At 53.3% G+C, this 21,882-nt stretch carries 22 protein-coding genes; 7 read left to right on the top strand and 15 right to left on the bottom strand.

The annotated features are described in order from the left end of the window. Positions 1–170 precede the first annotated feature (170 nt). The 6 genes from ABLV04_RS20345 to ABLV04_RS20320 form a co-directional block, all read right to left on the bottom strand. Complete coding sequence (locus ABLV04_RS20345; RefSeq protein WP_147733449.1) at positions 171–794, bottom strand: LuxR family transcriptional regulator; 624 nt, start codon at positions 792–794, stop codon at positions 171–173. A 131-nt stretch (positions 795–925) separates the two neighbouring features. Further along, entirely contained in the window at positions 926–1,438 is a 513-nt protein-coding gene (locus tag ABLV04_RS20340) for a fimbrial protein (RefSeq protein ID WP_032452877.1), read from the bottom strand. 10 nt (positions 1,439–1,448) lie between these two features. Next, positions 1,449–2,507 (bottom strand): fimbrial protein, encoded by a 1,059-nt coding sequence (locus tag ABLV04_RS20335; protein ID WP_257394955.1) that lies wholly within the window; start codon positions 2,505–2,507, stop codon positions 1,449–1,451. Then, positions 2,491–5,025 (bottom strand): fimbria/pilus outer membrane usher protein, encoded by a 2,535-nt coding sequence (locus ABLV04_RS20330; protein ID WP_180265930.1) that lies wholly within the window; start codon positions 5,023–5,025, stop codon positions 2,491–2,493. The genes ABLV04_RS20335 and ABLV04_RS20330 overlap by 17 nt, the downstream gene beginning before the upstream one ends. Positions 5,026–5,053: 28 nt before the next feature. Then, positions 5,054–5,731: a molecular chaperone gene (locus ABLV04_RS20325; RefSeq protein WP_180265931.1), complete on the bottom strand. Its 678-nt coding sequence runs from the start codon at positions 5,729–5,731 to the stop codon at positions 5,054–5,056. Between the two features lie 57 nt (positions 5,732–5,788). Beyond that, positions 5,789–6,319, bottom strand: a complete 531-nt coding sequence (locus ABLV04_RS20320; protein WP_023289719.1) for a fimbrial protein — start codon at positions 6,317–6,319, stop codon at positions 5,789–5,791. Between the two features lie 439 nt (positions 6,320–6,758). Between ABLV04_RS20320 and ABLV04_RS20315 the strand changes: the two genes are divergently transcribed. Together ABLV04_RS20315 and ABLV04_RS20310 are read left to right on the top strand one after the other, a co-directional pair. Further along, complete coding sequence (locus ABLV04_RS20315) at positions 6,759–7,418, top strand: winged helix-turn-helix transcriptional regulator (RefSeq protein WP_032452874.1); 660 nt, start codon at positions 6,759–6,761, stop codon at positions 7,416–7,418. A 66-nt stretch (positions 7,419–7,484) separates the two neighbouring features. After that, positions 7,485–8,114 carry a helix-turn-helix domain-containing protein gene (locus ABLV04_RS20310; RefSeq protein WP_032452873.1) on the top strand — a complete coding sequence of 210 codons (630 nt, stop codon included), beginning with the start codon at positions 7,485–7,487 and terminating at the stop codon, positions 8,112–8,114. Positions 8,115–8,215: 101 nt separating this feature from the next. On the opposite strand, the gene ABLV04_RS20305 is transcribed toward ABLV04_RS20310, so the two are convergent. Beyond that, the gene (locus ABLV04_RS20305) at positions 8,216–9,424 is read right to left on the bottom strand and encodes an MFS transporter (protein WP_105490606.1); all 1,209 of its coding nucleotides are present in this window, start codon (positions 9,422–9,424) and stop codon (positions 8,216–8,218) included. Positions 9,425–9,527: 103 nt separating this feature from the next. Here ABLV04_RS20305 and ABLV04_RS20300 point away from each other — a divergent pair, with 103 nt between their 5' ends. Next, positions 9,528–10,433, top strand: a complete 906-nt coding sequence (locus tag ABLV04_RS20300; protein WP_072420183.1) for a LysR family transcriptional regulator — start codon at positions 9,528–9,530, stop codon at positions 10,431–10,433. 187 nt (positions 10,434–10,620) lie between these two features. Here the strand turns inward: ABLV04_RS20300 and ABLV04_RS20295 are convergent, their stop codons facing one another. The 7 genes from ABLV04_RS20295 to ABLV04_RS20265 all read right to left on the bottom strand — a co-directional run bounded on the left by ABLV04_RS20295 (position 10,621) and on the right by ABLV04_RS20265 (position 17,326). Then, a complete protein-coding gene (locus ABLV04_RS20295; protein WP_023289714.1) occupies positions 10,621–11,049 on the bottom strand; it encodes a cell envelope integrity TolA C-terminal domain-containing protein in 429 nt (142 codons plus the stop codon). 142 nt (positions 11,050–11,191) lie between these two features. Further along, positions 11,192–12,304 carry a M20 family metallopeptidase gene (locus tag ABLV04_RS20290; protein WP_085551856.1) on the bottom strand — a complete coding sequence of 371 codons (1,113 nt, stop codon included), beginning with the start codon at positions 12,302–12,304 and terminating at the stop codon, positions 11,192–11,194. Continuing rightward, positions 12,304–13,059, bottom strand: a complete 756-nt coding sequence (locus tag ABLV04_RS20285) for a glutamine amidotransferase (protein WP_023289712.1) — start codon at positions 13,057–13,059, stop codon at positions 12,304–12,306. The genes ABLV04_RS20290 and ABLV04_RS20285 overlap by 1 nt, the downstream gene beginning before the upstream one ends. A 14-nt stretch (positions 13,060–13,073) precedes the next feature. Next, entirely contained in the window at positions 13,074–14,153 is a 1,080-nt protein-coding gene (locus ABLV04_RS20280) for a phosphotriesterase-related protein (RefSeq protein ID WP_180265932.1), read from the bottom strand. A gap of 3 nt (positions 14,154–14,156) precedes the next feature. Next, positions 14,157–15,158: an ABC transporter permease gene (locus ABLV04_RS20275; RefSeq protein WP_023289710.1), complete on the bottom strand. Its 1,002-nt coding sequence runs from the start codon at positions 15,156–15,158 to the stop codon at positions 14,157–14,159. Positions 15,159–15,176: 18 nt separating this feature from the next. Further along, a complete protein-coding gene (locus tag ABLV04_RS20270; protein ID WP_072199055.1) occupies positions 15,177–15,923 on the bottom strand; it encodes an ATP-binding cassette domain-containing protein in 747 nt (248 codons plus the stop codon). 380 nt (positions 15,924–16,303) lie between these two features. Then, on the bottom strand, positions 16,304–17,326 hold the full coding sequence (locus ABLV04_RS20265) for a LacI family DNA-binding transcriptional regulator (RefSeq protein WP_348816124.1): 1,023 nt from the start codon (positions 17,324–17,326) through the stop codon (positions 16,304–16,306). 345 nt (positions 17,327–17,671) lie between these two features. Between ABLV04_RS20265 and ABLV04_RS20260 the strand changes: the two genes are divergently transcribed. Further along, complete coding sequence (locus ABLV04_RS20260) at positions 17,672–18,625, top strand: substrate-binding domain-containing protein (RefSeq protein ID WP_023289707.1); 954 nt, start codon at positions 17,672–17,674, stop codon at positions 18,623–18,625. Between the two features lies 1 nt (position 18,626). Here ABLV04_RS20260 and ABLV04_RS20255 read toward each other — a convergent pair whose 3' ends face one another. Then, positions 18,627–19,499: a PfkB family carbohydrate kinase gene (locus tag ABLV04_RS20255; RefSeq protein WP_180265933.1), complete on the bottom strand. Its 873-nt coding sequence runs from the start codon at positions 19,497–19,499 to the stop codon at positions 18,627–18,629. Between the two features lie 26 nt (positions 19,500–19,525). Between ABLV04_RS20255 and ABLV04_RS20250 the strand changes: the two genes are divergently transcribed. The 3 genes from ABLV04_RS20250 to lysM all read left to right on the top strand — a co-directional run bounded on the left by ABLV04_RS20250 (position 19,526) and on the right by lysM (position 21,821). After that, entirely contained in the window at positions 19,526–20,371 is an 846-nt protein-coding gene (locus tag ABLV04_RS20250; RefSeq protein ID WP_110237689.1) for a BtpA/SgcQ family protein, read from the top strand. Then, positions 20,371–21,015: a TenA family protein gene (locus ABLV04_RS20245; RefSeq protein WP_044523237.1), complete on the top strand. Its 645-nt coding sequence runs from the start codon at positions 20,371–20,373 to the stop codon at positions 21,013–21,015. Before ABLV04_RS20250 ends, ABLV04_RS20245 begins: the two co-directional genes overlap by 1 nt. Before the next feature lie 356 nt (positions 21,016–21,371). Then, positions 21,372–21,821, top strand: a complete 450-nt coding sequence (gene lysM, locus ABLV04_RS20240; RefSeq protein WP_023289703.1) for a peptidoglycan-binding protein LysM — start codon at positions 21,372–21,374, stop codon at positions 21,819–21,821. The last annotated feature ends 61 nt before the right edge of the window (positions 21,822–21,882 follow it).

The following is a 21,882-nucleotide window of genomic DNA, read 5'->3' as shown; positions in this document are numbered from 1 at the left end:
TTTGTACGGTGGGTGTGGCGTTTATCCTGAATCAGTTTGATTAATTCGCCTGTATATCCTGAGCGCTGGTTATCCACGATCCCTCGGGTCTTTCTTTGAGACCCGGGGGCGATGGTAAGTGGCGCTGGGAAGACGTTCGACGGTCTGTTTCTGTGACTTGCCAGCTATCATTAATTTACATTTATAAAGCCCTTGGGCCAGTCGCTATTTATTGTCAGTTTATTGAGCAGGAGCATTAACTCATAATCGCTATGTAAGTTAAATTTCCTCATCACCATATATTTATGCGTATAGACCGTTTTCTCACTCACCATCAGTTCTTCGGCAATTTGCATGACTGACATTCCCTCATTTAAATAGCTCATGATGCGGATTTGCTGTGGCGACAGTTTGGTAAGCTGGCAATCACAACATGACCCGGTTGAGTGCCGATAATTTGTCTGCTGCAGCCGGTGCCAGGCGGTATGCATTGCTGTACGTAACTGCGTCACGGAATGTCGGCGAGAGAGAAAGATAATATCCTGAAAGCAAGAGGGTAGCGCTGAGACACGCATGTCATCATCAACAATACCAATCACAATGCTTTTTTTTCGACTCCGCAGCTCAGGGCGGCAAATAAAACATTCTCCTGGGCATAATGCCAGCACAATAACGTCCGCTACCTTCACGCTTTCTGAGGTAAAGTTAAAGCTGAAATTAACTTTACTGTTGTGCTGAGAAAAGAAATCATTAAAAAAAAAGGTCAGCCCACGCCTGAAGAGGGTATCCCACTCTTTTATTACAATGTTAACCATTTACTATACCGAAACATAATTATTAAGCGCAGCTGCATTGGGGAAGTAATAGACGCAGCTTTTTTACCCTGTTAGCTTCCAGAAGGGGATGACGACTCACGTGCCTATGACCCGCTATAGCCAGCGACCCGTCAGTTGTATTGCATTGTCAAAACGACAACGGCATGAATGGAACCTGGCGTCGGCCTTCCCGCCACTGAGGTCACCATGGCGCTCATCGGAATCGTCGCCGTTCTGTCTGCGGCAATATTTTGCGTGATGCTGGATCCGCTGCCCATCAACAAACCTGTAGTAGCATCAGACATCGCAATGGCCACACGGGTTGCCGTGCCACTGTTTTGGTAATAATTCATGCCCGCTTCCGGGTCAGGCGTTCCGCTAAAACGGGTTGTCACGCTTAGCGTACCCGGCGGACAGCGGGTAAACAGGAGATTAAAGGTAACCGGATCGGAAGATGACCCGGGGGTGAACATGTTTGTTGCCTGGATATTACCAAGATCAACATTCATATTTTCACTCCCCCCGTTAAAGACGCAGGGCGCTGCGATAATACGACCTGTGACTTTGATATCGACGTTGTCTGCCGACAACGCAGGCAATACTATTGCGCATGCCATCAGCAACACGAGTTTATTGATTTTCATTTAACAGCCCTTATTGATAGGTAAGACTCAGCGTTGCGGACGCATTGGCGATGCCGGTGGTTACCGTTGTATTGGTCTGATAGTAGCGTGCGGTTAACGGAAACATCTCCTGGCCGCCATTGGTTCTCTTCAGAACAAGATTATTGCCAAGGATGAGAGGGGTATTGTTATAAACCAGCTGCACGCCAACCCCCTGTGCGACGCCTGCGCTTCCCTGACCGGTTAACGCCAGCACGGTATTATCGCTGACGTCTGGATTTTGTGCCCCGGAGAGCATGACGTTAATATTGGCTCCGGCATCACAGTCCAGAATGAGATTCTGCGTTTTCTGCGCATTAGCGGGGGTTGATCCCACCGCAGTACCAAACTCGCTGACCAAAACGTCCCCCAGTTCAAATACCATATTCGACGTTGTCACCGCGCATGCCACCTGGGTAATAGATCCGGCCCCCGCATTGACGGGGATCTCAGGAGCTTGTTCTCCGCCAAGATATTGCATCGTAAAGGCGACAAACGATGCCAGTTGCCCCGTTACTGAGCCAGATGTAATATCACCAATCTTCCAGAATTGTATAACCGGCTGATAATCATGAATAACCAGCTCGCCTGGGTTTGAAGACCAACTGGACATTGAAGCGTTACCGCGGTCAATATAATCGGTGCCGCTAAATGTCGACGCGCCTGCTTTGGAGTTCATGTAAAAGCCAAAAGAAATACCCACCCCAGGCACATTGGTTTGATAAACACGCCGCGCGCCGTACGTCGCGACATAGGGTAAAATAGCGCTTTTCATTCCTGAGCTAGACCCTTCATTGCCGGTTGTGACGCAGGTATAAGCATGTGCTAAAGAGCCATATATCTCATTGCTTATCGCCTGGCCAACGGGAACATCGCGCTGAACGATAATATTGCCATAATCCACGGTATAGGGAGAGCCGATGTAAGTATAATCACAACAGAAGCCACTCAATGGAAACAACACAGCCAGCATTAATAATGCAGATCGGAAAAGTCGCATACCTATGCACCTGATATAAAAATTCATTTCAACGTTATCGGCAAACAGCATTATCGATAATCACATCGTTATTCAGCTTCGTCATGTTTATCGAGTAATGAACCCTGCAGGTGTTTGCGGATTGATTTCCCCATTTCACGGTCAGGTTTACCTCGGGATCGAGACCCGTCAAATAGACCTGTCCGCTATCACCCACGATAAAACTGTTATGATCTGTTCCATCAACGCTGGCCATTGCGCCAAACGGCACTACCTGGCCGTTTCGCTGGCTCAAGGTCATCAACATGCGAACGCCCACGCTTGCCCGATAATTCGCCCTGACAATCGCGCCACGCGTAGGAACCACGGTTTTAACCGTTTGCTCTAACTCAACGTTAGCCGGTAATGTATCGGTGATTAATGACACATCATTTTTGCGATAAGGCATTAAGTTAGAGGCAACCGTATATCCGCGATAATCGGTTGTCGCTCCGGTCATATTCTGGATGCCTACGCCGGCAGCCCCGGGGGCGGCAATCAGCACGTTGGTTTCACCCAGGGGCTGAGAAAACGTCACGCCATTGGCATGCGCAACCACACCTCCCTGAATCCCATAATTCAGACGATCGGTATTTTTGTCATAGCTGTACCCGGCTGTGATTTCGCCATAGGTGCCGCGATAATCACCATTCATATTGCCGGTGTAGGCCGCATCGTGAGTGCCGAAACCCTGTTGAATATTCCAGTTGAGCGCATTATTCGGCAAAGCAACGCCATTTAACCCAGCGCTGTGTGTCGTACCGTTATTCTTGCTGGTATTCATGCCATAGTTTGCCCATGTCTGCGGCAACAGTTTTTCCAGGGGAATGCTGATATTCAGCGCCAGCATCTGGTTTTTATCGTCGCTCTGGGGTGAGCTGTACGATCCCGCGCTCCCATTCTTACTCAGCGTCCAGGTCAGGCCATAACTGATACTGTGCCAGTAGTTGTTATACCCAACGCTCCATGATTCCATCGCCTTACCCGAATTCCAGTAATCTTCACGCGCGGCGTTCAGCATCAACGATCCCAGATGGTCTCCCAACCCCTGGCTCAACGTCAGCTCAGCACGGTTGCGGCGTCGGTCCTGAAGCGCCTGACTGTCACCGTAAGAATCCAGGACCTCTTGCATGCCATAGTAGCCGCTGGTCGAATAGCGGTAGCCGGCAATCGCGAAGTTGGTGCCCGTTGCGGCAAAATTTTTACTGTATCGAGCCCGCCATGATTGCCCCCTGGATTTCGGCATATTTTGCGGCGTGGACCAGCCCTGGGTGATATCGCTGGAGATTGCGCCAAAGTTACCCATGTTTTTACCGACGCCCGCGGCGAGGGACTGGTACTTACTCGACTCCTGTAATCCGCCGTAAAACGTAAAGCCATAGGGCAAGCCGAGAATAACGCTCATCTGAGCAAAGGGCGTTTTGTCCACGCTGCCGTTGTAAGAACGATATTGCCCGCCCGTTAACGCATATTTAATTCGGCCTTCACGCTGTAATACGGGAAGGGAGGCAAATGGCACGCTAAAGTGCTGCTCACTGCCATCAGCCTCTTTAATAGTGACATCAAGATCGCCGGCGCCGCCGGTAGGATACATATCCGTGATTTCAAAAGCCCCCGGCGCCACAAAGCTCTGGTATATCTGATAGCCATTCTGGCGAATTATCACCTGGGCATTGGTCCGGGCGATACCACGCACCACTGGGGCATAGCCCTTGAGGGAGTCGGGCAGCATGTCATCATCGGAGGCAAGTTGTCCTCCCCGAAAAGGCATGCTGTCGAAGACATCTGCCGGGGCAGAGCTATCACCCAGCGTGAGCTGCGACTGTAACGGGATTATCGTACGCTGAGCATAGGTATAAACCGTCTTCCAGGCATCGTGACCCTGTGAATCGCGCGACCAGGTGGTGTAATTTCTTAACCGCCAGGGGCCAATATTCACGCCAGGACGCAGGTTGGCATACTGATTATCGCTGGTGCTGCTGTTGCTATTTTTTGCCCAGTTATTGGCCCCACTCAGACTGTAGTTGAGCAGGGCGGCGTTAATCCCTTGATCCCAGCGATCCGGCGACACCGCTCCGCGCGCTTGCGCTGATAGTGCCGCTTGCGGAATGCTCAATACCAGACGCTGCATGGCAAACTGGAAATCCGTACTGGCCTGAGGGATCGCTGACAGGTTCGCACAGGATGTTTCGCCTTTTAACGCGGGAAAAAGTCCAGTCTTCACTCCCCAGCTTTCTAATTGCTTAATGGATAAACAGGGGACTAATTTGTCATCACCGCCAGGCTCTTTCAGCAACACAAACCTGATATCGCGGGTATCAACTAACCGATCGTCCAGGACGATATCAACATGATAATCCCCGGGAGCTTGCGCGCCCGATTCAAAACCAGAAAGATCGACTTTTTCTGTCCCCGGATTATCCAGTTCAACCAGTTCTGGATTAAAAAAATCGCGACTATAGCTATTTTGCGTATTACTGAAGAGCGCGATGGTTATCAATAATGCCAACCGTGGAGAACGTGCTTTTATATAATCCATTGCCATCATCATAAATCCCACTCAGTGTCTTTTCGCCGGTCTACAGACTGGCTTTGTGTTCTGCCCCGGGACTGCCATAATCATTGATAATTTTGAATGTCACTGGCCCGCCCGTTACGCCGGAGGGTAAATCAAACGTCGCTGTGCTACCGGGTAATACATAACTGACATCGGGTAATTTTTTACCTGATAGTGAAATTTCGTTAAAATTCATGACATGCCGAGTCGGATTGTTTACCTGTATCTTATTACCGACGCGTTGCCAGCGTAATTTATCGACCTGATCTTCAGGGGATGCGCCTTTCATCGCCGCCGGACGGTAGATGAGCTTGATTCTGGTTTTAATGGCAATTTGCAACGTATTGTCAACTTTAGCTGCAGAGGGTATGGCTTTTATATTAAGCCAAAATAAGCTCTCTTTATCCTGAGGTAATGCTCCGGTGGCAACAATGCGCTCGACGTTTTGTTGGCCATTATTCAGTCGATATAACGGCGGCGTAATGATGAAAGGCGCCTTTTCGGCACCGCCATCCGGCTTTTCGATCCAGGACTGGATCAGGTAGGGGGTTTTATCAGGATTATTTATGCCAATTGAGGCTTCTTTTTTATTACCATCAAAAATGACCCGCGTACCACCAATAACGACACCGGCCTGAGCAGCGGATAAGCCAATACTCAATATCGTGGTGGTAAGCAAGATACTGCGAAGAACATTCATTTTAGACCTCTGAAACATGGGGCCGTATCGACCCCATCAGCTTTTCTGGACAGAAAATCAGTTATATACAATGGAGAAGTTAGCAACAGAGTTGGCCGTACCCGGCGTTACTGATGCCGTGGTGGAGATATATTGCGCGTAGAATTTCAGCGTATTGTCCTGGGTGCTGCTAAGGGTGTAGTTATAGCTGTTCTCACCGTGTAAAGGCAGGTCGACTTTATCGGCGGTCATCAGGTTAATCGCCACCCCTGACGCCGCACTGGAGGTTGAGGTATCAATAGCCAGCAGGTTAGGGTTGGTCAGATCGGGGGTGCCATCAAAGCGTACTTTTGTCGAAGTCACTGTGGTTGGGCAGTTTTTAAGCACGATATTAAAATCCTTTGCAGCCGCTTTTGCGCCACTGTTCGGAAATTCAGTTTTATAAAAGTTACCGAGATTGACCTGCTGGTTTTGCGATGCCACATCGACTTCACAGGCAGTATCAAGAATATTGCCGACGAAATTCACGGTGCCAGCGGCAGCAAAAGCGTGAGACATAGACAGCGCTGCAGTTGCGGTCAAGGCAACTAAAACAAGACTTTTTTTCATTACGTTGTTTCCTTATTAACTTGGTTTGCCACTTATATTCAGGCAATAGGGTGCCGATGAGCGTTACACTCTTTTTGTACCAGCGCCTTATTTATTACTGTGCAGCATGGCAGCCATAATTAATTACGGTAAGATCATGAACTGTTCTGCTGGCTGGCTAAAATTTATCTAATCACTTCCTTAAACTCAAATGATTTGTGGGTCTATAAGTAGACTCTCACTTAACGAATAAGTAACATTCCTTTTTTTATTGTATTTATTAAGGCCCGGTCTATTTTTAGACTCAAAGTTCATGAGGCACAAAATCAATTACTTAGGGTACATCTTTAGCACGGTCTACTTTTGGACCCTAAACCAATATTTCGCAGTTTCTTCATTTTTAAGATAATTCGTCGGGTCGATCAATAAAGCGATCACCGTAGAGGAATTGAGGCAGCATATGAACACGCGCTTAACCACCCCGGAAAACCAGGACAAATCAATTGCCCTGGAATTAAAACCATTTCGGCACATCGAGACTCTGATAAATCATGTGTTGCCAGCAGCAGAAAGAGTAGTGATCGGCAGAGGTGAGGTCGTGCATTATTATAAAGATGATATCCGGCAATGTTTTTTACTATTGCAAGGTAGCGTCGCGCTGCACCGTCGCGGCGATGGCATTGTTTTAAATTCTGAATCATCACCCTTTATTCTGGGCGTCAGTAGTCAGTTTTCCTCAGAGCATCTCTATGTGAGAGCGCTGGAGACGTCAGAGATCGCCCGGGTGTCACTGGATTGTTTTAATCACATCGTGGCGCAACTGGATCTATGGGAGCATTTTTCGAAACTCCTGATTTACACGGCCTCCCGGGTGTATGAGCATTGCGCACAGATCTCGCAGATGTCGGCTTATGACATCATCCGCTTTCAGCTTGTTGAACTGATGCAAGAGCCGGATGCGATACGGCAACAAATTACGGCTGCAGCCTATATTAAGAGCCGAACCTATCTTTCACGGAGCGGGATTATGCGAATTCTGGCAGAGCTGCGAACCGGGAACTACATCACCATGGAACGGGGTATACTTCTTGATATCAATCATTTGCCTCGAAAATACTGACGATGAGGATACCCGCATCAGGAAGCCAGGCTATAATCAGACAGGTCAATCTAAAGGTTATCGGTTATGTCCTCTTCAGCAAAACCTCACAGAGGTTCACCCTACGCGCAAGAGTTGATGACGCATTTACAGCCGTATTGCACGCCACGTAAAACTGAAAGGGGGGAGCAACTGGATTTCAAGGTAAATGGCCAGGGGATGTGTTACCTCATCCTTGAGGGAACCGTAGCGGTTTATCGCCGAAACGATAATATGATGCTGTCCACTGCGCGCAGTCCCGCCGTGTTTGGTCTTGCCAATCTGACGGATATTTACTTCGATGATTACATTAAAACTATCAACTCCTGCGTGATTGGCGAGATCTCCACCGCTCGTGTTCATGACATCATTAAAGAAAAGTCGTTATGGGGGCTGCTCTCAAAGCAACTGATGTTTGTGTATGGCCGACTTTACAACAATGTGATGCCGCAGGGCGCACCGACGGCGTACGAGATGATCCGCCAGCAGTTGCTCAATTTAATCGAAGAAGATGAGAGTTATCGCGCCGCAGTCACAGCGGAACTCTACATCCGTGAGAAAACCCATCTTTCTCGCAGCGGCGTCATGCGCATTCTTGCAGATTTAAAAACGGGTGGTTTTATCGAAATGGAAGAGGGAAGACTCATTAAAATCCATAAGCTTCCCGCCAGGTACTAAATTCAGACACCGTCAGACAAAAAAACGCCCTTCATCTCCATTTAGCGCCCACACCAGGGTCAATGATAATTTTTAATGCCCAGGGCAGGGCGCGCCATGTTCTACCCAGTGGTGCACCGATCGGGCGGGATCGTCCGCTTAGCCAGTTTCTTTTGCAAAATGATGATAATAATTGGGGATCCTGATGCGGAAATTGCACATAGCGCCAGCAACGTGTCCATATTCTGGAGCGCCATGCGATGGTCAGGTAACAGAAAAGCGGACAGGAAAAATGCGGCAGTCGTCATCAGATACATCATGGACGTCTGTAATGAAGAGAATCCCGCTCGTTGGTTGTTATCAGGAAACTGAATCGTAACCGCCGAAGATGAAACCAGACGACTGTAAGCTGCCCCGAGAAATAACGTCATAAACAGCGCCGGATGCGGATAGCCCAGGAAGGGTATCAGCAAGCTCAGAATAAAAACGAGGGTTGACCCGGTCGCCAAACTCAATGCAGAAAAACGAGAGGTTAATGCCCCTGTCATTCTTGTAGACAAATACCCCGCCAGTCCCCCGCCGAAGAACAGCCAGGGCAGCAGGCCTTCAGAAGCCCCCAACAGCTGCGTCATTAATGGCGCCAGAACAGGAATGATCAGCATTGGACTAAACTGTACCAGTGCATTACCGGAAGCAAACAGTAAAGTATCAACATCGAGGGGCAGCGCGTGAGACGTGTCGAAAGTGACGGGGTCCTGAGGAATGACAGTGACGATCAATGGCAATGCCAACAAACAGAGCGTGCTGATTAACCACAACGCGACATGCCAACCGTAATGAGTACACAAAAATAATATAGCGGGCATCCCCACAACGCTTACCAGCGAAAATGACGCAATCACCGTCGCCAACATTTTTCCGCGCAAGTCAGCCGGCGTGTGGTTTATCAAAATACCGATCCCCACACCCATTGTCGTCCCTCCAACCAGCCCTGCGAAGAATCGCAAGGTAAGAAGAAGAGGAAAACTGGTTATGAATGTTGTCAACAGTGTCGCTATGGCTAGCAGCACCATATTAGCGATAAGAAAACGCTTCTTATTGCAACGGTCAACCCAGTAAAAGGCGATAATTCCCGACAGGACGGCTCCAGAGGTGTACATACCGGATACATAGCCTGAGAAGGAGACGGGAACAGCGAAATCCGCGGCCATAAATGTAAAAACAGGACTGAACATCATATATTCCAGCGCATTAGTAAACTGCACAAAAGCGATGACCAGCGCTATCCGTATCAGCGCCTTTTGATTAAATGTTGTGGTGACCCGTGGCATAGCAAGCGACCTGATGATGAAAGATAACCTAGCTTAACTGCTATCAAACTTATCGATTAGATGGTAAAAATGGCACTCATTATTATCATATGTGGGATAGTTGATGCGGCCAGTTCTTGATTTTAATGCGCTGAAAGTCTTCATCGCTGTAGTTGAAAGAGACAGTTTTGTGGGGGCTTCGAAAGCCCTTGAAATGCCGGCATCAAATGTCAGCCGTTGCATTGCTCAGCTAGAAGATAAACTGAATCTACAGCTTATTGAACGCAGTACCCGACATATGAAACTCACTCAGGCGGGGCATCTACTCTATTCCCGGGCGAAGCCATTACTGGAAGCGCTTGAGCAAACTGAAACCGAATTAACGTTGCGGCAAATGCAATTCAAGGGGCCACTACGTATCTGTATTCCCAATGAAATCGGTCCTGCACTGCTGGGCGCTATTGTTGCCGATTTCGCCTGTCAGCATCCGGACCTGGAGATAAGTTGCGTCACCAATTTGTCTGGTTATGAATCCCTGCGCGATGATCTGGATCTCGCTGTCATTGTGAGTCGTGGTCAGATGGATGACAGTGACTACATAGCCCGTCATCTGGTGACCATCCCTTGCACCATCGTTGCGGCCCCCTCCGTTATCCAGCGTTATGGCACGCCTTCTCGTATACAGCAATTTGAAGAATTGCCCTGTATTACAACGGTAAATGCGCTTAAAGGCGCTCCCTGGCAGTTTGTGAATAAAAAGGGCGGATTCGAGACGATTAAAGTGAACGGTCGTTATCGGGTCAACAGCGGGGAGATGGCAGGGCGAGCGGCCATCTCAGGCGTCGGTTATGCCATCCTGTCGAAACAAGCCTGCCAGCCCTATATTGACGATGGCCGGTTAATCGAAATTGAATTTGAACAATCGGCGGCCCCCTTGCAATTGTTCGCCCTGTATTCCGATCGGCGTTATTTGCCGGCAAAAACAAGAGCGCTTATTGATTTCATGCATCAGAGATTGAGTCATGAATAAGAGGCCATCATCAGCGCACCTGGATGCGCTGTCCCGTTCAGCCGGCGCTCTTGCCGCTCATCACCTCGACTCAAGCACCATTGAATCATTCCTCGCTGATCGCCAAAAAGCGTCTGTTAAGCAGGCTGTCAGCTTATCTTTTTAGCCATTGCCCTGGCGATGACCGGGGCGCTTTCTACGGACAAGCTCAGGCCTTCAAGTCCAGAACGACATGGCTGAATGTTTGATAGGTTTTTTCATCTGGCGCAGGCGGAATTTTGGCGGCTTTCAGCGCGGACATCACCTGCGCGCAGAATGGCCGATCGCCGTTCTCGACCGCCGGATCCTGCACCGTCCCGTCACGCTGCAGGGTAAAGCGCACCGAGCATTTTTGCCCTTGCCAGGAGTCCGGCTGGTCTATGTTAGCGAAGATAGCCGCCTGGATCCGCGCCAGATAGCGTGAGGCATTGGCCTGCGGTGACGTATCTGCACCCGTTTGATAATCGCGAAGTATCTTATCCACTTCTGCCGATATTTGAGCGTCTTCGGCGCTGTCCGGCGCAGAAGCATGACCCGAACAGGCGGAAAGGAGGAAAGAGAGGGTGCAAACGAGCACGGCGTTAATTTTCACGGACATGGTAAGCCTCCTTGCTGGTGGTGAAACATTTCGTGTACGAGGCGGTTATCCTCTGTTATTCCGCGAGATTATTCAAACGCTGAATGCATCATGTTCGTTTTAAGTGACACTGTCACACATTTTGGGCTTTCGTCGCGGACGGTTAGGCCATCCAGTCGCGGATCAGGTCACCGTATAGCCGTTCTGCCTCCGCCAGCCGGCTGAGCAGGCAGTACTCGTCGGTTTGATGAGCCATCGACGGCTCCCCGGGGCCGAGAATAATACAGGGCGGGTCGCCCAGGGCAGGCAGCAGCAGCGAGGCGTCGGTAAAGTAGGGCACCACGCGCGGCGTAATCGGCTCAGCGTGCAGCGGCTGACAGCGTTGGTAAACCTGCTTAATCCATGCGTGATCCTCCCGGCTCAGGACCGCAGGCAGGTCGACCAGCGTGGTGACCGTAACGCTTTCGCCCAGCAGCGTCGTCAAGCGCTCCCGGATAGCGGCGTGCTGTAAATTGGGCGCGCTGCGGATATCGACATCAAAACGCGTGCGGTCCGGTACGGAATTAATATTGAGTCCGCCCTCTATGCGGCCGACGTTGAGGGTGGGTTGCTTCATCAGCGGATGCGGCGCGCCCGGCGAAAAATGCTGGATCTTACCCAGCGCATCCGCCGCAAGATAGATAGCATTGATCCCCAGCTCCGGCATCGCGCCGTGGGCGGTTTTTCCCCGCGTTTCGCAGCGTAGCCAGAGGGCGCCTTTATGGCCGATAACCGGGTAGTTGGCGGTGGGCTCACCGACGATCAGCGCGCCCACCTCTGGCAACGTCTCGGAGGCGATCAGCGCCCGCGCGCCGTCGCAGCCGGTCTCTTCTCCGCCGGTGATCAGCAATAGTGCGCCGCGCCCGGCGCGAATCGTTTGCCGCTGATGAACGCAGGCGACGGCAAATGCCGCTATCGCCGCTTTCATATCGCTCGACCCGCGGCCATAAAGACGCCCGTCTTCCATCTGCGCACCGAAAGGATCGTACTGCCAGCGGGCATTTCCCAGCGGGACGGTATCCAGATGTCCGGTAAAAGCCAGCGGTTTACCGCTCTTCGACCCGGGCAGCCTGGCGATAAGATTGCAGCGTCCCTCGCCGAATGACGACAGCGACACCTCAAAACCGCTATCGGCAAGCCAGTCGGCGAAGAACCGCATGCAGTCAGCTTCGCTGCCCGGCGGGTTGATGGTGTTAAAGCCCAGCAGTTGCCGGGCGAGCTCAAGGGTAGCGGTCATCAGCGGCGTTCCGTCAGCCAGTCGAGGCAGTTAATCCACAGCTGGCGATAGCCGGGCCATTTGGCAAACTCTTCCGGCAGCCAGTGTGCCGACATGTCGCTGGTCCACACCAGCGAGCGCCCCCGCTGATATTCGCGAATGGCCAGCAGAGGATGATCGGTACCGGCCACGGTCGCCAGCAGTTTACCTTCCGGATGCATTTCAACCTCGTTATAGCCCAGCAGCCACGGCCATTCACCCGGAATATCGTTAAACAGGGGGTGAGATCCCGCCACTTCAGCAAAGCAGCCTTCCGGGGTTTCAATGCGATCGTCCCAGGCCAGGCAGCGAACCGGCAGCACTTTCTCCACCGCGGTATTACGGTAGCGTGCGCCGCCGTTGATCCCCTGGAAGCTGTAATAGCCGCCGATCATCATCAGCGCCCCCCCGCCGGCCACGTAATCATGCAGGAGCGTTAGACGGTTGGCGGTGCGGCGGCTCTTCAGCCAGGTGTCCGGATGCAGCAGCAGCGTATTGGCGCCGATATCCGAAAGGATGATCGCATCCCAGTGTTCCAGCGCTTCCAGCGTCAGCGGAAAGTCTGTCGCCGCCGCGTGGGCGGGCATATAGGTAATGGCGTAGGGACTGTCGGCGAGCGCGGCCAGAAAATCCGTTGCGCCGGTGTGCCAGGTGGCGGTGGCAAACTGGTCGAAGCCTTTAACGTGCGTTGAGGTGCTGGTCCAGGACTCACCGACCAGTAAGATTTTTTTCTGCATGATGACGTTTCCTTTTATCCGCCAAAGACCCGCTGGGGGTTTCCAATCATTAAGGTTTCAAGCTGTTCGCCGCTGACGCCGTGGCGCCGCAGACGCGGAACAAAATGCTTGAGTATGTAGCCGTAACCGTGGCCGCCGTAGCGGGTGAGCATGGTTTTCAGGAAGACATCCTGCGACAACAGAATGTGCTGGATATAGCCGTCGTCAATTAACTCGCGGATCGCGCGGGCGTTCTCCTCGTCGGAGGGCGACTGCGCTGACTCGTCGGCGTAGTAATAGCTCATGCCAATCATGTCGTATTCGAGAAATGCTCCGCGCTGGGCCAGTTCGCGCTGGTAGCGCTTATCGGCAAAGCTGGGGTTCATATGGCACAGCACGGTATGGCGTAAATCGGCGCCTTCCTGCTCGAGAATATCCAGCACCCGATGACCCAGCCGCTCCCAGCCCGGCAGATGGACCTCGATCGGCACGCCGGTCGCGGCGCTGGCCCGACCCGCAGCGCGCAGGGATTTCTCCTCATCCGGCGTAAAACGGCTGGAGATACCGATTTCGCCGATAAGCCCGGCGAGTACCTCCGGTTTCTCCTCCGCGCCGCCAAGATCGTAAATCAGCCGTTCGGTCAGCTGTTCAACGCTGCTGGTCCTTACCCACTCGGGGTGCGAAGGCTCCAGATAGAGGCCGGTACCCATAATAATGTTCAGACCGGTCAGACGCGCGATGCGCGCCAGCGCTTTCGGATCGCGGCCAATACCGATATTGGTCGGGTCGACCACGGTTTCGCCGCCAAGGGCGCGATATTTAGTGAGTTCCTCAATCGCAACGTCGACATCAAACAGCTGACAGTTATCGCGGCTCATCAACGGATTCAGCGACAGTTCGCCAAGGTTTTCCATTTTCACCGGCATTTCGGCAAGATGGCGATCGCTACAGTAGCAGGGCGGCACCCATTTGCCGGAGGCATCCAGCAGAATATGCTCATGCATCAGGGTGACGCCCATTTCGTTAATCGGCAGCGGGCCAAGCACTGTCATCACGTAACCGCTGCTGACGCCAACCGGCAACGGTGAGGGATGACGAAAAATTGAACCGTTCATCAGCTATCCTTTTGCCGCGGAGCGCGTGGGGTTGAGAATGCGGGTGTTCAGCCAGATAGCCAGCAGGATAATGGTGCCGGTAGCTATCTGGGTGTAAAACGGCGAAATATGCGACAGGATCAGCCCGTTCTGAATGACCGCAATCGACAGCGCGCCCAGCAGCGTGCCGATAATGGTACCGAAGCCGCCAAACAGGCTGGTACTGCCGAGCACCACGGCGGCAATAACCTGCAGTTCAAAGCCTTCACCCTGGTTGGAGGAGCCGCTGCCGAGGCGAGCGGTAATGATCATTCCCGCCAGCGCGGCGGCCATGCCGCTGAGGATATAGACCTTCATCGTGACGGCTTTGGTGTTAATCCCGCTGCGTCGCGCGCCTTCAGCGTTGGCGCCGATAGCGGTCACGTAGCGACCAAAACGCATGTGATTAAGAACGATATGCCCGATCAGCAGAATCAGAATGCCGAGCAGCGCGGGCATGGGGATACCGACTACCCACGCGCGTCCGATAAAGGTAAACAGGCTGTCAGCCGGAACCGGAATCGAATAACCCTGAGTGATCAGCAGCGCGATGCCGCGAACCACAGCCAGAGTGGCGAGGGTGACGATAAACGCCGGAATCCCTTCATAGGCAATAAAGAAGCCGTTGATGGCGCCAACGACGCCGCCGAGCAGCAGGCCGCCGAGCAGTACCACCGGCCACGGCAGCCCCCAGCTATTCAGGGCGATAGCGGAGAGTGCGCCGACCAGCGCCAGGGTAGAGCCCACCGACAGATCGATACCGCCGGTGGTAATCACCAGGGTCATCGCCGTCGCGACGATCAGCAGCGGGGCGCTCTGACGGATGATATTCAGCCAGTTGGTGCCGGTGAGAAAGTTGCTGGTGATCAGCGAAAACACCACGCAGCAGAAGACGAAAAAGAGCGCGATGCTGACCACGCCCGAGTGGTTATGCAGCAGGCGGCGCGGCAGCGAATGCTGGATCATGCGGGAGCTGCTTAAGTTCATGATACTCATCCTGTTACCTCAATGTGCAGCCGCAGAGCGGGCGGTGAATTTTTCGCCCACAATCAGGTTAACGATATCGTTCAGGCTGGTGTCGGACACCCGTCTGTCAGCGACATTGGTACCTTCATACATCACCATGATCCGGTCACACACCAGGAACAGGTCCTGCAGGCGGTGGGTAATCAGAATCACGCTCACCCCGCGAGCGGAAACGCGGCGAATGAGTTCCAGCACCGCTTCGACCTCCGCGACGGCCAGCGCGGCGGTGGGTTCGTCCATAATCAGCACTTTCGGGTCAAAGGCCGCCGCGCGGGCGATGGCAATAGCCTGGCGCTGGCCGCCGGAGAGATTTCGCACCAGCAGGCGGGTATCCGGAATAGAGATCCCCAGCCCTTTAAGCATCTCTCTGGCATCGGCGTGCATTTTGGCCTCGTCGAGAAAGGGAATACCGAGGACCGATTTCATCGGCTCACGGCCCATAAACAGATTGCCCGCGACGTCGACCGTGTCGCAGAGCGACAGATCCTGATAGACCATCTCGATATGGCAGCGGCGCGAATCGGCCGGATTGGTAAACTGCTGCTGTTCACCGTCGATACGAATCGTGCCGCTGGAGGGGATCACCGCGCCAGAGAGCACTTTGGTGAGGGTGGATTTCCCCGCGCCGTTATCGCCCACTAAACCCAGCACTTCGCCCGGGGCCAACTCGAGGTTAACGCCGCGCAATGAACGTATCGACCCGTAGGTCTTGGTGATATTGATCATCTCCACCCTTGGCGGGGTAGTTTGTGGCTGCTGCATCTGATAACTCCCATCGCTATTGCCGGGAAAATGTTCGCCATCCTGCGGGAGAGACTCTATCCGACACGGTTTACAATCTAGTAAACCGGTTTACCTGCGGAACAGAGCCCTCGCCAGTACAGTCAGGACAAACGCTATGTAAGATATTTGTTCGCCAGTAAGAACATTGCAGCATCCGTGCCAGGGCAGGAACAACACAGCAGCCCTGTGACTTAACCTTATGTATTCAATAGATTTTATTGATTACGATCCGGTAAACCGGTTTACTGATTATAGTGAATAAATTGTTAATTGAGCGTTTTTTGCGCCAAAACCGGGCGCTTTTGCGTCATTATGGGACATGCTTAACAGATCTTGATCGAGTCGCGACCAATCCATTCAACCGGCAGGAGGGTTTCCGCAGGGATATCCGGATCGTCGTTTAGCAGGCGCATCATGATGTGCACCGCGGTGCGCCCCAGTTCCCGGGCGGGCTGGCGGATAGTGGAGATCCGCGGCTGGGTAAAATCGGCGTAATTGGCGTCATCGAAGCCGACTAGCGAAAGCGCCTCCGGCGCCTGGAGCCCGCTGGCGCGTAGACCGTCAAGCAGACCGAGCACCAGATAGTCGCTGGCCGCGAAGACGGCGGTAGGGCGAACCGGTTGGCTGAAGAGGTGCCGCAGCGCCTGCTGGCCAAACTCGCGCTGATAGTCGCCGTACATCACCCATTCGGGCGGCCAGCTCAGGCCGGCTTGCTCCATCGCGGTGCAAAAACCCTGATAGCGCTCACGGACGCTCATCAGTTTGTCCGGGCCGCCGACGAAAGCGATATGACGATGCCCGGCGGCGATCAGTTTTTCGGTGGCGATGCGCCCGCCCTGAACGTTATCAGCAAACACTTTTGGAACCTGACTCCCGGGAATATCTTCATCCAGCAGGACAATGCGTTCGTGACGCTGGATCTCCTTGCGCAGCAGGCCGTTATCGGGGCGGTTGGTGGTGAACAGCAGGCCGTCTACCTGGCAGGTATCCAGCCAGCGGATGAACTGGCACTCTTTTTCCGGGTTGTTGCGGGTGATACACAACACCAGGCTGTAGCCGCTGGCAGAAGCGGCCTCTTCGGCAGCGTCGGCCAGCTCGGCAAAGAAGGGGTTGGTAATGTCGGGGAGCACCAGGCCAAGCGTCTCGCTGCCGCCTTTGCTCAGACGGCGCGCCAGGCTATTGCCGCGATAGTCCAGTTCGCGAATGGCGGTTTCGATACGGTCGATGGTGTCCTGCGGCAGCACAATACTGTTGTTCATATAGCGCGACAGGGTCGCTTTCGACAGTCCCGCCAGCTTTGCCACATCAGATAACAATACGCGTTTTATACTCATTTCCTGCGCCATCTCTGCCAGAATCGGCTATCTGTAACATAGTTAAGCGCGGTGGATACAGCAATTTCTCTGTGCGTAATAACCGAAAATAAATGCTTGACAAATTTTAATCAGCAGAGAATTGTATAGACAGTTTACCGCATCATCCGGGAAGTCATTCCCAAACCCGTTTAAGTCATTCCAGTCGCGCACCGACACGGACCGGTTGCCGGGATGACATTAAGCAGGTATCCGCCGAACGATCGATGATTGTTCTGGCCATATAGACGATATTTGCCCGCCAAAAAAACAATCCTTCTGCGTTCGCATGCGGCGCGGAACTCTGCTGGCTATCAACTATTCCCGACGAGGATACTGATGATGTTATTTCACACCGGAAAACTGCGTTTACTTGCTGTCGCCACGACGATGCTGGCATCGATGAGTTTTATTTCTGCCGCCAGCGCTGCCGGTCCGACTTATGCGCTGGTGCAAATCAATCAGCAGGCGCTGTTCTTTAATTTGATGAATAAAGGCGCGCAGGATGCGGCTAAGGCCAGCGGCAAGGATTTAGTTATTTTCAATTCTAACGATAATCCCGTGGCGCAAAACGACGCGATAGAAAACTATATTCAGCAAGGCGTTAAAGGCATTCTGGTCGCCGCTATCGACGTTAACGGAATTATGCCAGCGGTAAAAGAAGCCGCCGCCGCTAACATTCCGGTGATTGCGATTGATGCCGTATTACCGGCCGGACCACAGGCGGCCCAGGTCGGCGTGGACAATATTGAAGGCGGCAGAATTATTGGTAAATATTTTGTGGACTACGTGCAGAAAGAGATGGGTGGCAAGGCGAGGGTGGGGATTGTCGGCGCGCTGAATTCGGCCATCCAGAACCAGCGGCAGAAAGGGTTCGAAGAGACGCTGAAAAGCAATCCGAACATTACCATCGCTAACGTGGTCGACGGGCAGAACGTGCAGGATAAAGCGATGACCGCGGCGGAAAACCTGATCACCGGCAACCCGGATCTGACAGCAATCTATGCCACCGGCGAACCCGCGCTGCTCGGCGCTATCGCCGCCGTAGAAAACCAGGGGCGGCAGAAGGATATTAAAGTGTTTGGCTGGGATCTGACGGCGAAGGCGATTTCCGGTATTGACGGCGGCTACGTGACCGCCGTCCTGCAGCAGGATCCGGAAAAGATGGGCGCCGAGGCCCTGAATGCGCTGAACAGCATCACGTCGGGAAAAACCGTGCCGAAAACCATTCTGGTTCCGGCGACGGTGGTGACCAAAGCGAACGTCGATGCTTACCGTCCGCTGTTTAAGTAGGTCAACGCGCGCCGTCCTGGGTTAACAGGGCGGCGAGCTCATGGCTGCCGGGAAACGCGCTGAGCGTTCCCCGGCGGCTAACGGTTATGGCGGCAGCGCGGCTGGCGTGCGCCAGCGCCAGGTCATCCGGCGCGACGCCGCGCATCAGGGCGGAGGCCAGCATGACGGCGAGGAACGTATCGCCTGCGCCGGTCGTATCGAGCGCCTCGGCGGGCACGGCGGGACAAAACTGGCGCTGTCCCGCCTGAACCAGCCAGGCGCCAGCGGCGCCCTGGGTTATCACTAAGGTTTTCACCCCATAGGGCTGAAGCAGCTCGGCCTCGGATTCATTGACTACCGCGATGTCGATGAGCGGCCACAGATGGCAAAAGTCAGGATTGACGGGCGAGGGGTTGAACACCGTGGTCATGCCGAGAGTTTTGGCGTACCGGAACAGCGCCCGCGTTTTATCGAGGGAGAAATTGCCCTGCTGCAGCAGAATATCGCCGGCGGCGGCATCCGCCATATGCGGAATAATATCCTCAAGGCTGAAGGCGTCGGCAGCCGCCGTCGTGGTAATGATGGCATTGTCGCCATCAGCGCTATTTAAAATAATCGAGGTGTCGCTATGTTGATTGAAAGGGTCGTCGGGAAGTAAGGTCAGTGGTTCATTTTTTATCTGCTGGCGGATCCAGGCGCCGTTGCTGTCATTTCCCGTGGCGGCAATTAAACGCGTCTCTATTCCACAGCGGGATAATATAATCGCCTGATTCGCGCCTTTACCGCCGATATCCTGCGAAACTTTAACGCCGTGAATGGAAGTGCCTTTTTTCGGTATATCCGGAATAGACCAGGTTTCATCGACAGCAATATTACCGGTAACGTAAACACGCATAGTGTTCCCTTAACAGGATGGATAAGATGGTTGCTATCTCAGCAGAAAAAACCAATGCAATACAAGCTATTTTTTCACGAAGCAAAGCCGTTATTGGCGTTATTCATTGCGATCCTTTTCCTGGTGCACCTAAATATCGAGGAAAATCAGTCTCCGATATTGTTGAGCGTGCGCTTCGCGATGCTGAAAATTATATTTCAGGCGGTGTTCATGGTCTGATTATTGAAAACCACGGCGATATTCCGTTTTCCAAACCTGAGGACATCGGCCATGAAACCTCCGCGCTGATGGCGGTCATTACCGAGAAAGTTCGTGAGCGGTTTGCGGTCCCGCTGGGTATTAACGTCCTGGCTAACGCGGCGATCCCGGCGATGGCCATCGCGCTGGCGGGCGGCGCCGATTTCGTCCGCGTCAACCAGTGGGCCAACGCCTATATCGCCAACGAAGGATTTATCGAAGGGGCGGCCGCAAAGGCGCTGCGCTACCGCAGTATGCTGCGCGCTGAGCATATTCGCGTTTTTGCCGATAGCCATGTCAAGCACGGTAGCCATGCCATCGTCGCCGATCGTTCGATTCAGGAGCTGACGCGCGATGTCGATTTCTTCGAGGCCGACGCGGTGATCGCCACCGGCCAGCGCACGGGCGATAGCGCCACGATAGCGGAAATTGACGAGATCCGCGCGGCGACGGCGCTACCGCTCCTGGTGGGCTCCGGGGTAACGCCGGCTAACGTGAGGCAGATCCTCGGGCGGACCCAGGGGGTCATTGTGGCCAGTACGATGAAGGTCGATGGCGTCTGGTGGAACGATGTTGAGCTGGCCCGGGTGAAGCATTTTATGTCGGTCGCTCAGGCCGCGCTGGAGGAAGCCTAATGGAAGCGTTTAGCGAACGCCTGTTGCGCGAACATCAACCGGCGTGGCAGGCGATGCAGCAGCACCCGTTTGTCACTGATATTGAACAGGATCGACTGCCGACAGCCGTCTTCAACCGCTATCTGGTGTTTGAGGGCAACTTTGTCGCGACGGCCATCGCGATTGTTGCCCTCGGGGTCAGCAAAGCGCCGGGTATTCATCAGCAGCGCTGGCTGATTGGCGTGCTGAATGCCCTGGTTGATACGCAGATCGCGTGGTTTGAGCAGGTGTTGTCAGCGCGACAGATCGATCCCGCTGGGTACCCGGATGATTTGCCCGGGGTACGGCGCTTTCGCGACGGTATGCTGCGAACCGCCCGCGAGGGCAGCTATGAGCAGATCGTGACCCTGATGTTCGGTGCGGAGTGGATGTACTATCGCTGGTGCCGACGGGCGAGCGAACATCGACAGAGCGATGCTGATTTACGACGCTGGGTGGAAATGCACGCGGAGGACGAATTCTACCAGCAGGCGCTCTGGTTAAAGAACGAACTCGACCGTTGCGCCATGGCGCTGAGTGAAAAGGAAAAGCAAGCGCTGTCGGCGCTTTACGGTGAAGTACTGCAGTGGGAAATTGATTTCCATCACGCTGCATACGAGGAATAGCCGCGAGGTGACTCACAGGAGGCGCCGGAAGCGGCGTCTCCTGAAATCTTGCTCAGGTAGTCCGCGTCTTATCCGGGCATTGCCTCTCCAGCCATTGTACGACGAGGGGCCATCATTTCTCTGCATGGCTGGGGGCTATGTCCGCTTCCATTTCGTGTCGCCTTGCCGGAATACAGACTTTCCTGCCGTAGTGGGGCAAATATCCTGCACTTTGACGCTTATTGATTATACTTTGATGGTGGCTTGTGCTGCTTCAGGCAGTTGACGCGAGGGCGGGTAGCAAACCAGCCCCCTGACATTGGGTCAACAGGTCCGATGATGATGTGATCATGTAACAGTCGAGGAGGTATGGAAAGATGGGATTATTAAGTTTTGTGAAAGAAGCGGGCGAGAAAATATGGGACGCCGTCTCCGGCGACAGTAAAGAAGAGCGGGCCGATAAACTGAAAAAACATATCGATGGTCTTAATCTGCCTGGCGCCGAAAAGGTCAATATTGATGTTGCGGACGATGGCACCGCCACGGTCACTGGCGATGTCGCTTCGCAGGAGGATAAGGAAAAAATTCTGGTAGCGGTCGGGAATGTCACTGGCGTAGGTCAGGTCAGTGACGGCGTTAAGGTGACGCAAAGCGGGGCGGAAAGTCGTTTTTACACGGTCAAATCCGGTGACACCCTGAGCGCTATCTCCAAAGCGATGTATGGCTCTGCCAATGATTATCAACGTATTTTTGAAGCCAATAAACCGATGCTGACGCATCCCGATAAAATCTATCCGGGTCAAGTGCTGATTATCCCGGCGAAGTAGGCCGTTCATTCCACTCAGTAGTAACATCAGTGATGGCAGGGGTACTTGCTTTATACCGTCG

Origin of the sequence: Klebsiella sp. JN_Kp127 (assembly GCF_040062505.1) — a bacterium.
Taxonomy (GTDB): domain Bacteria; phylum Pseudomonadota; class Gammaproteobacteria; order Enterobacterales; family Enterobacteriaceae; genus Klebsiella; species Klebsiella quasipneumoniae.
This window is presented reverse-complemented; position numbering and strand designations above follow the sequence as displayed.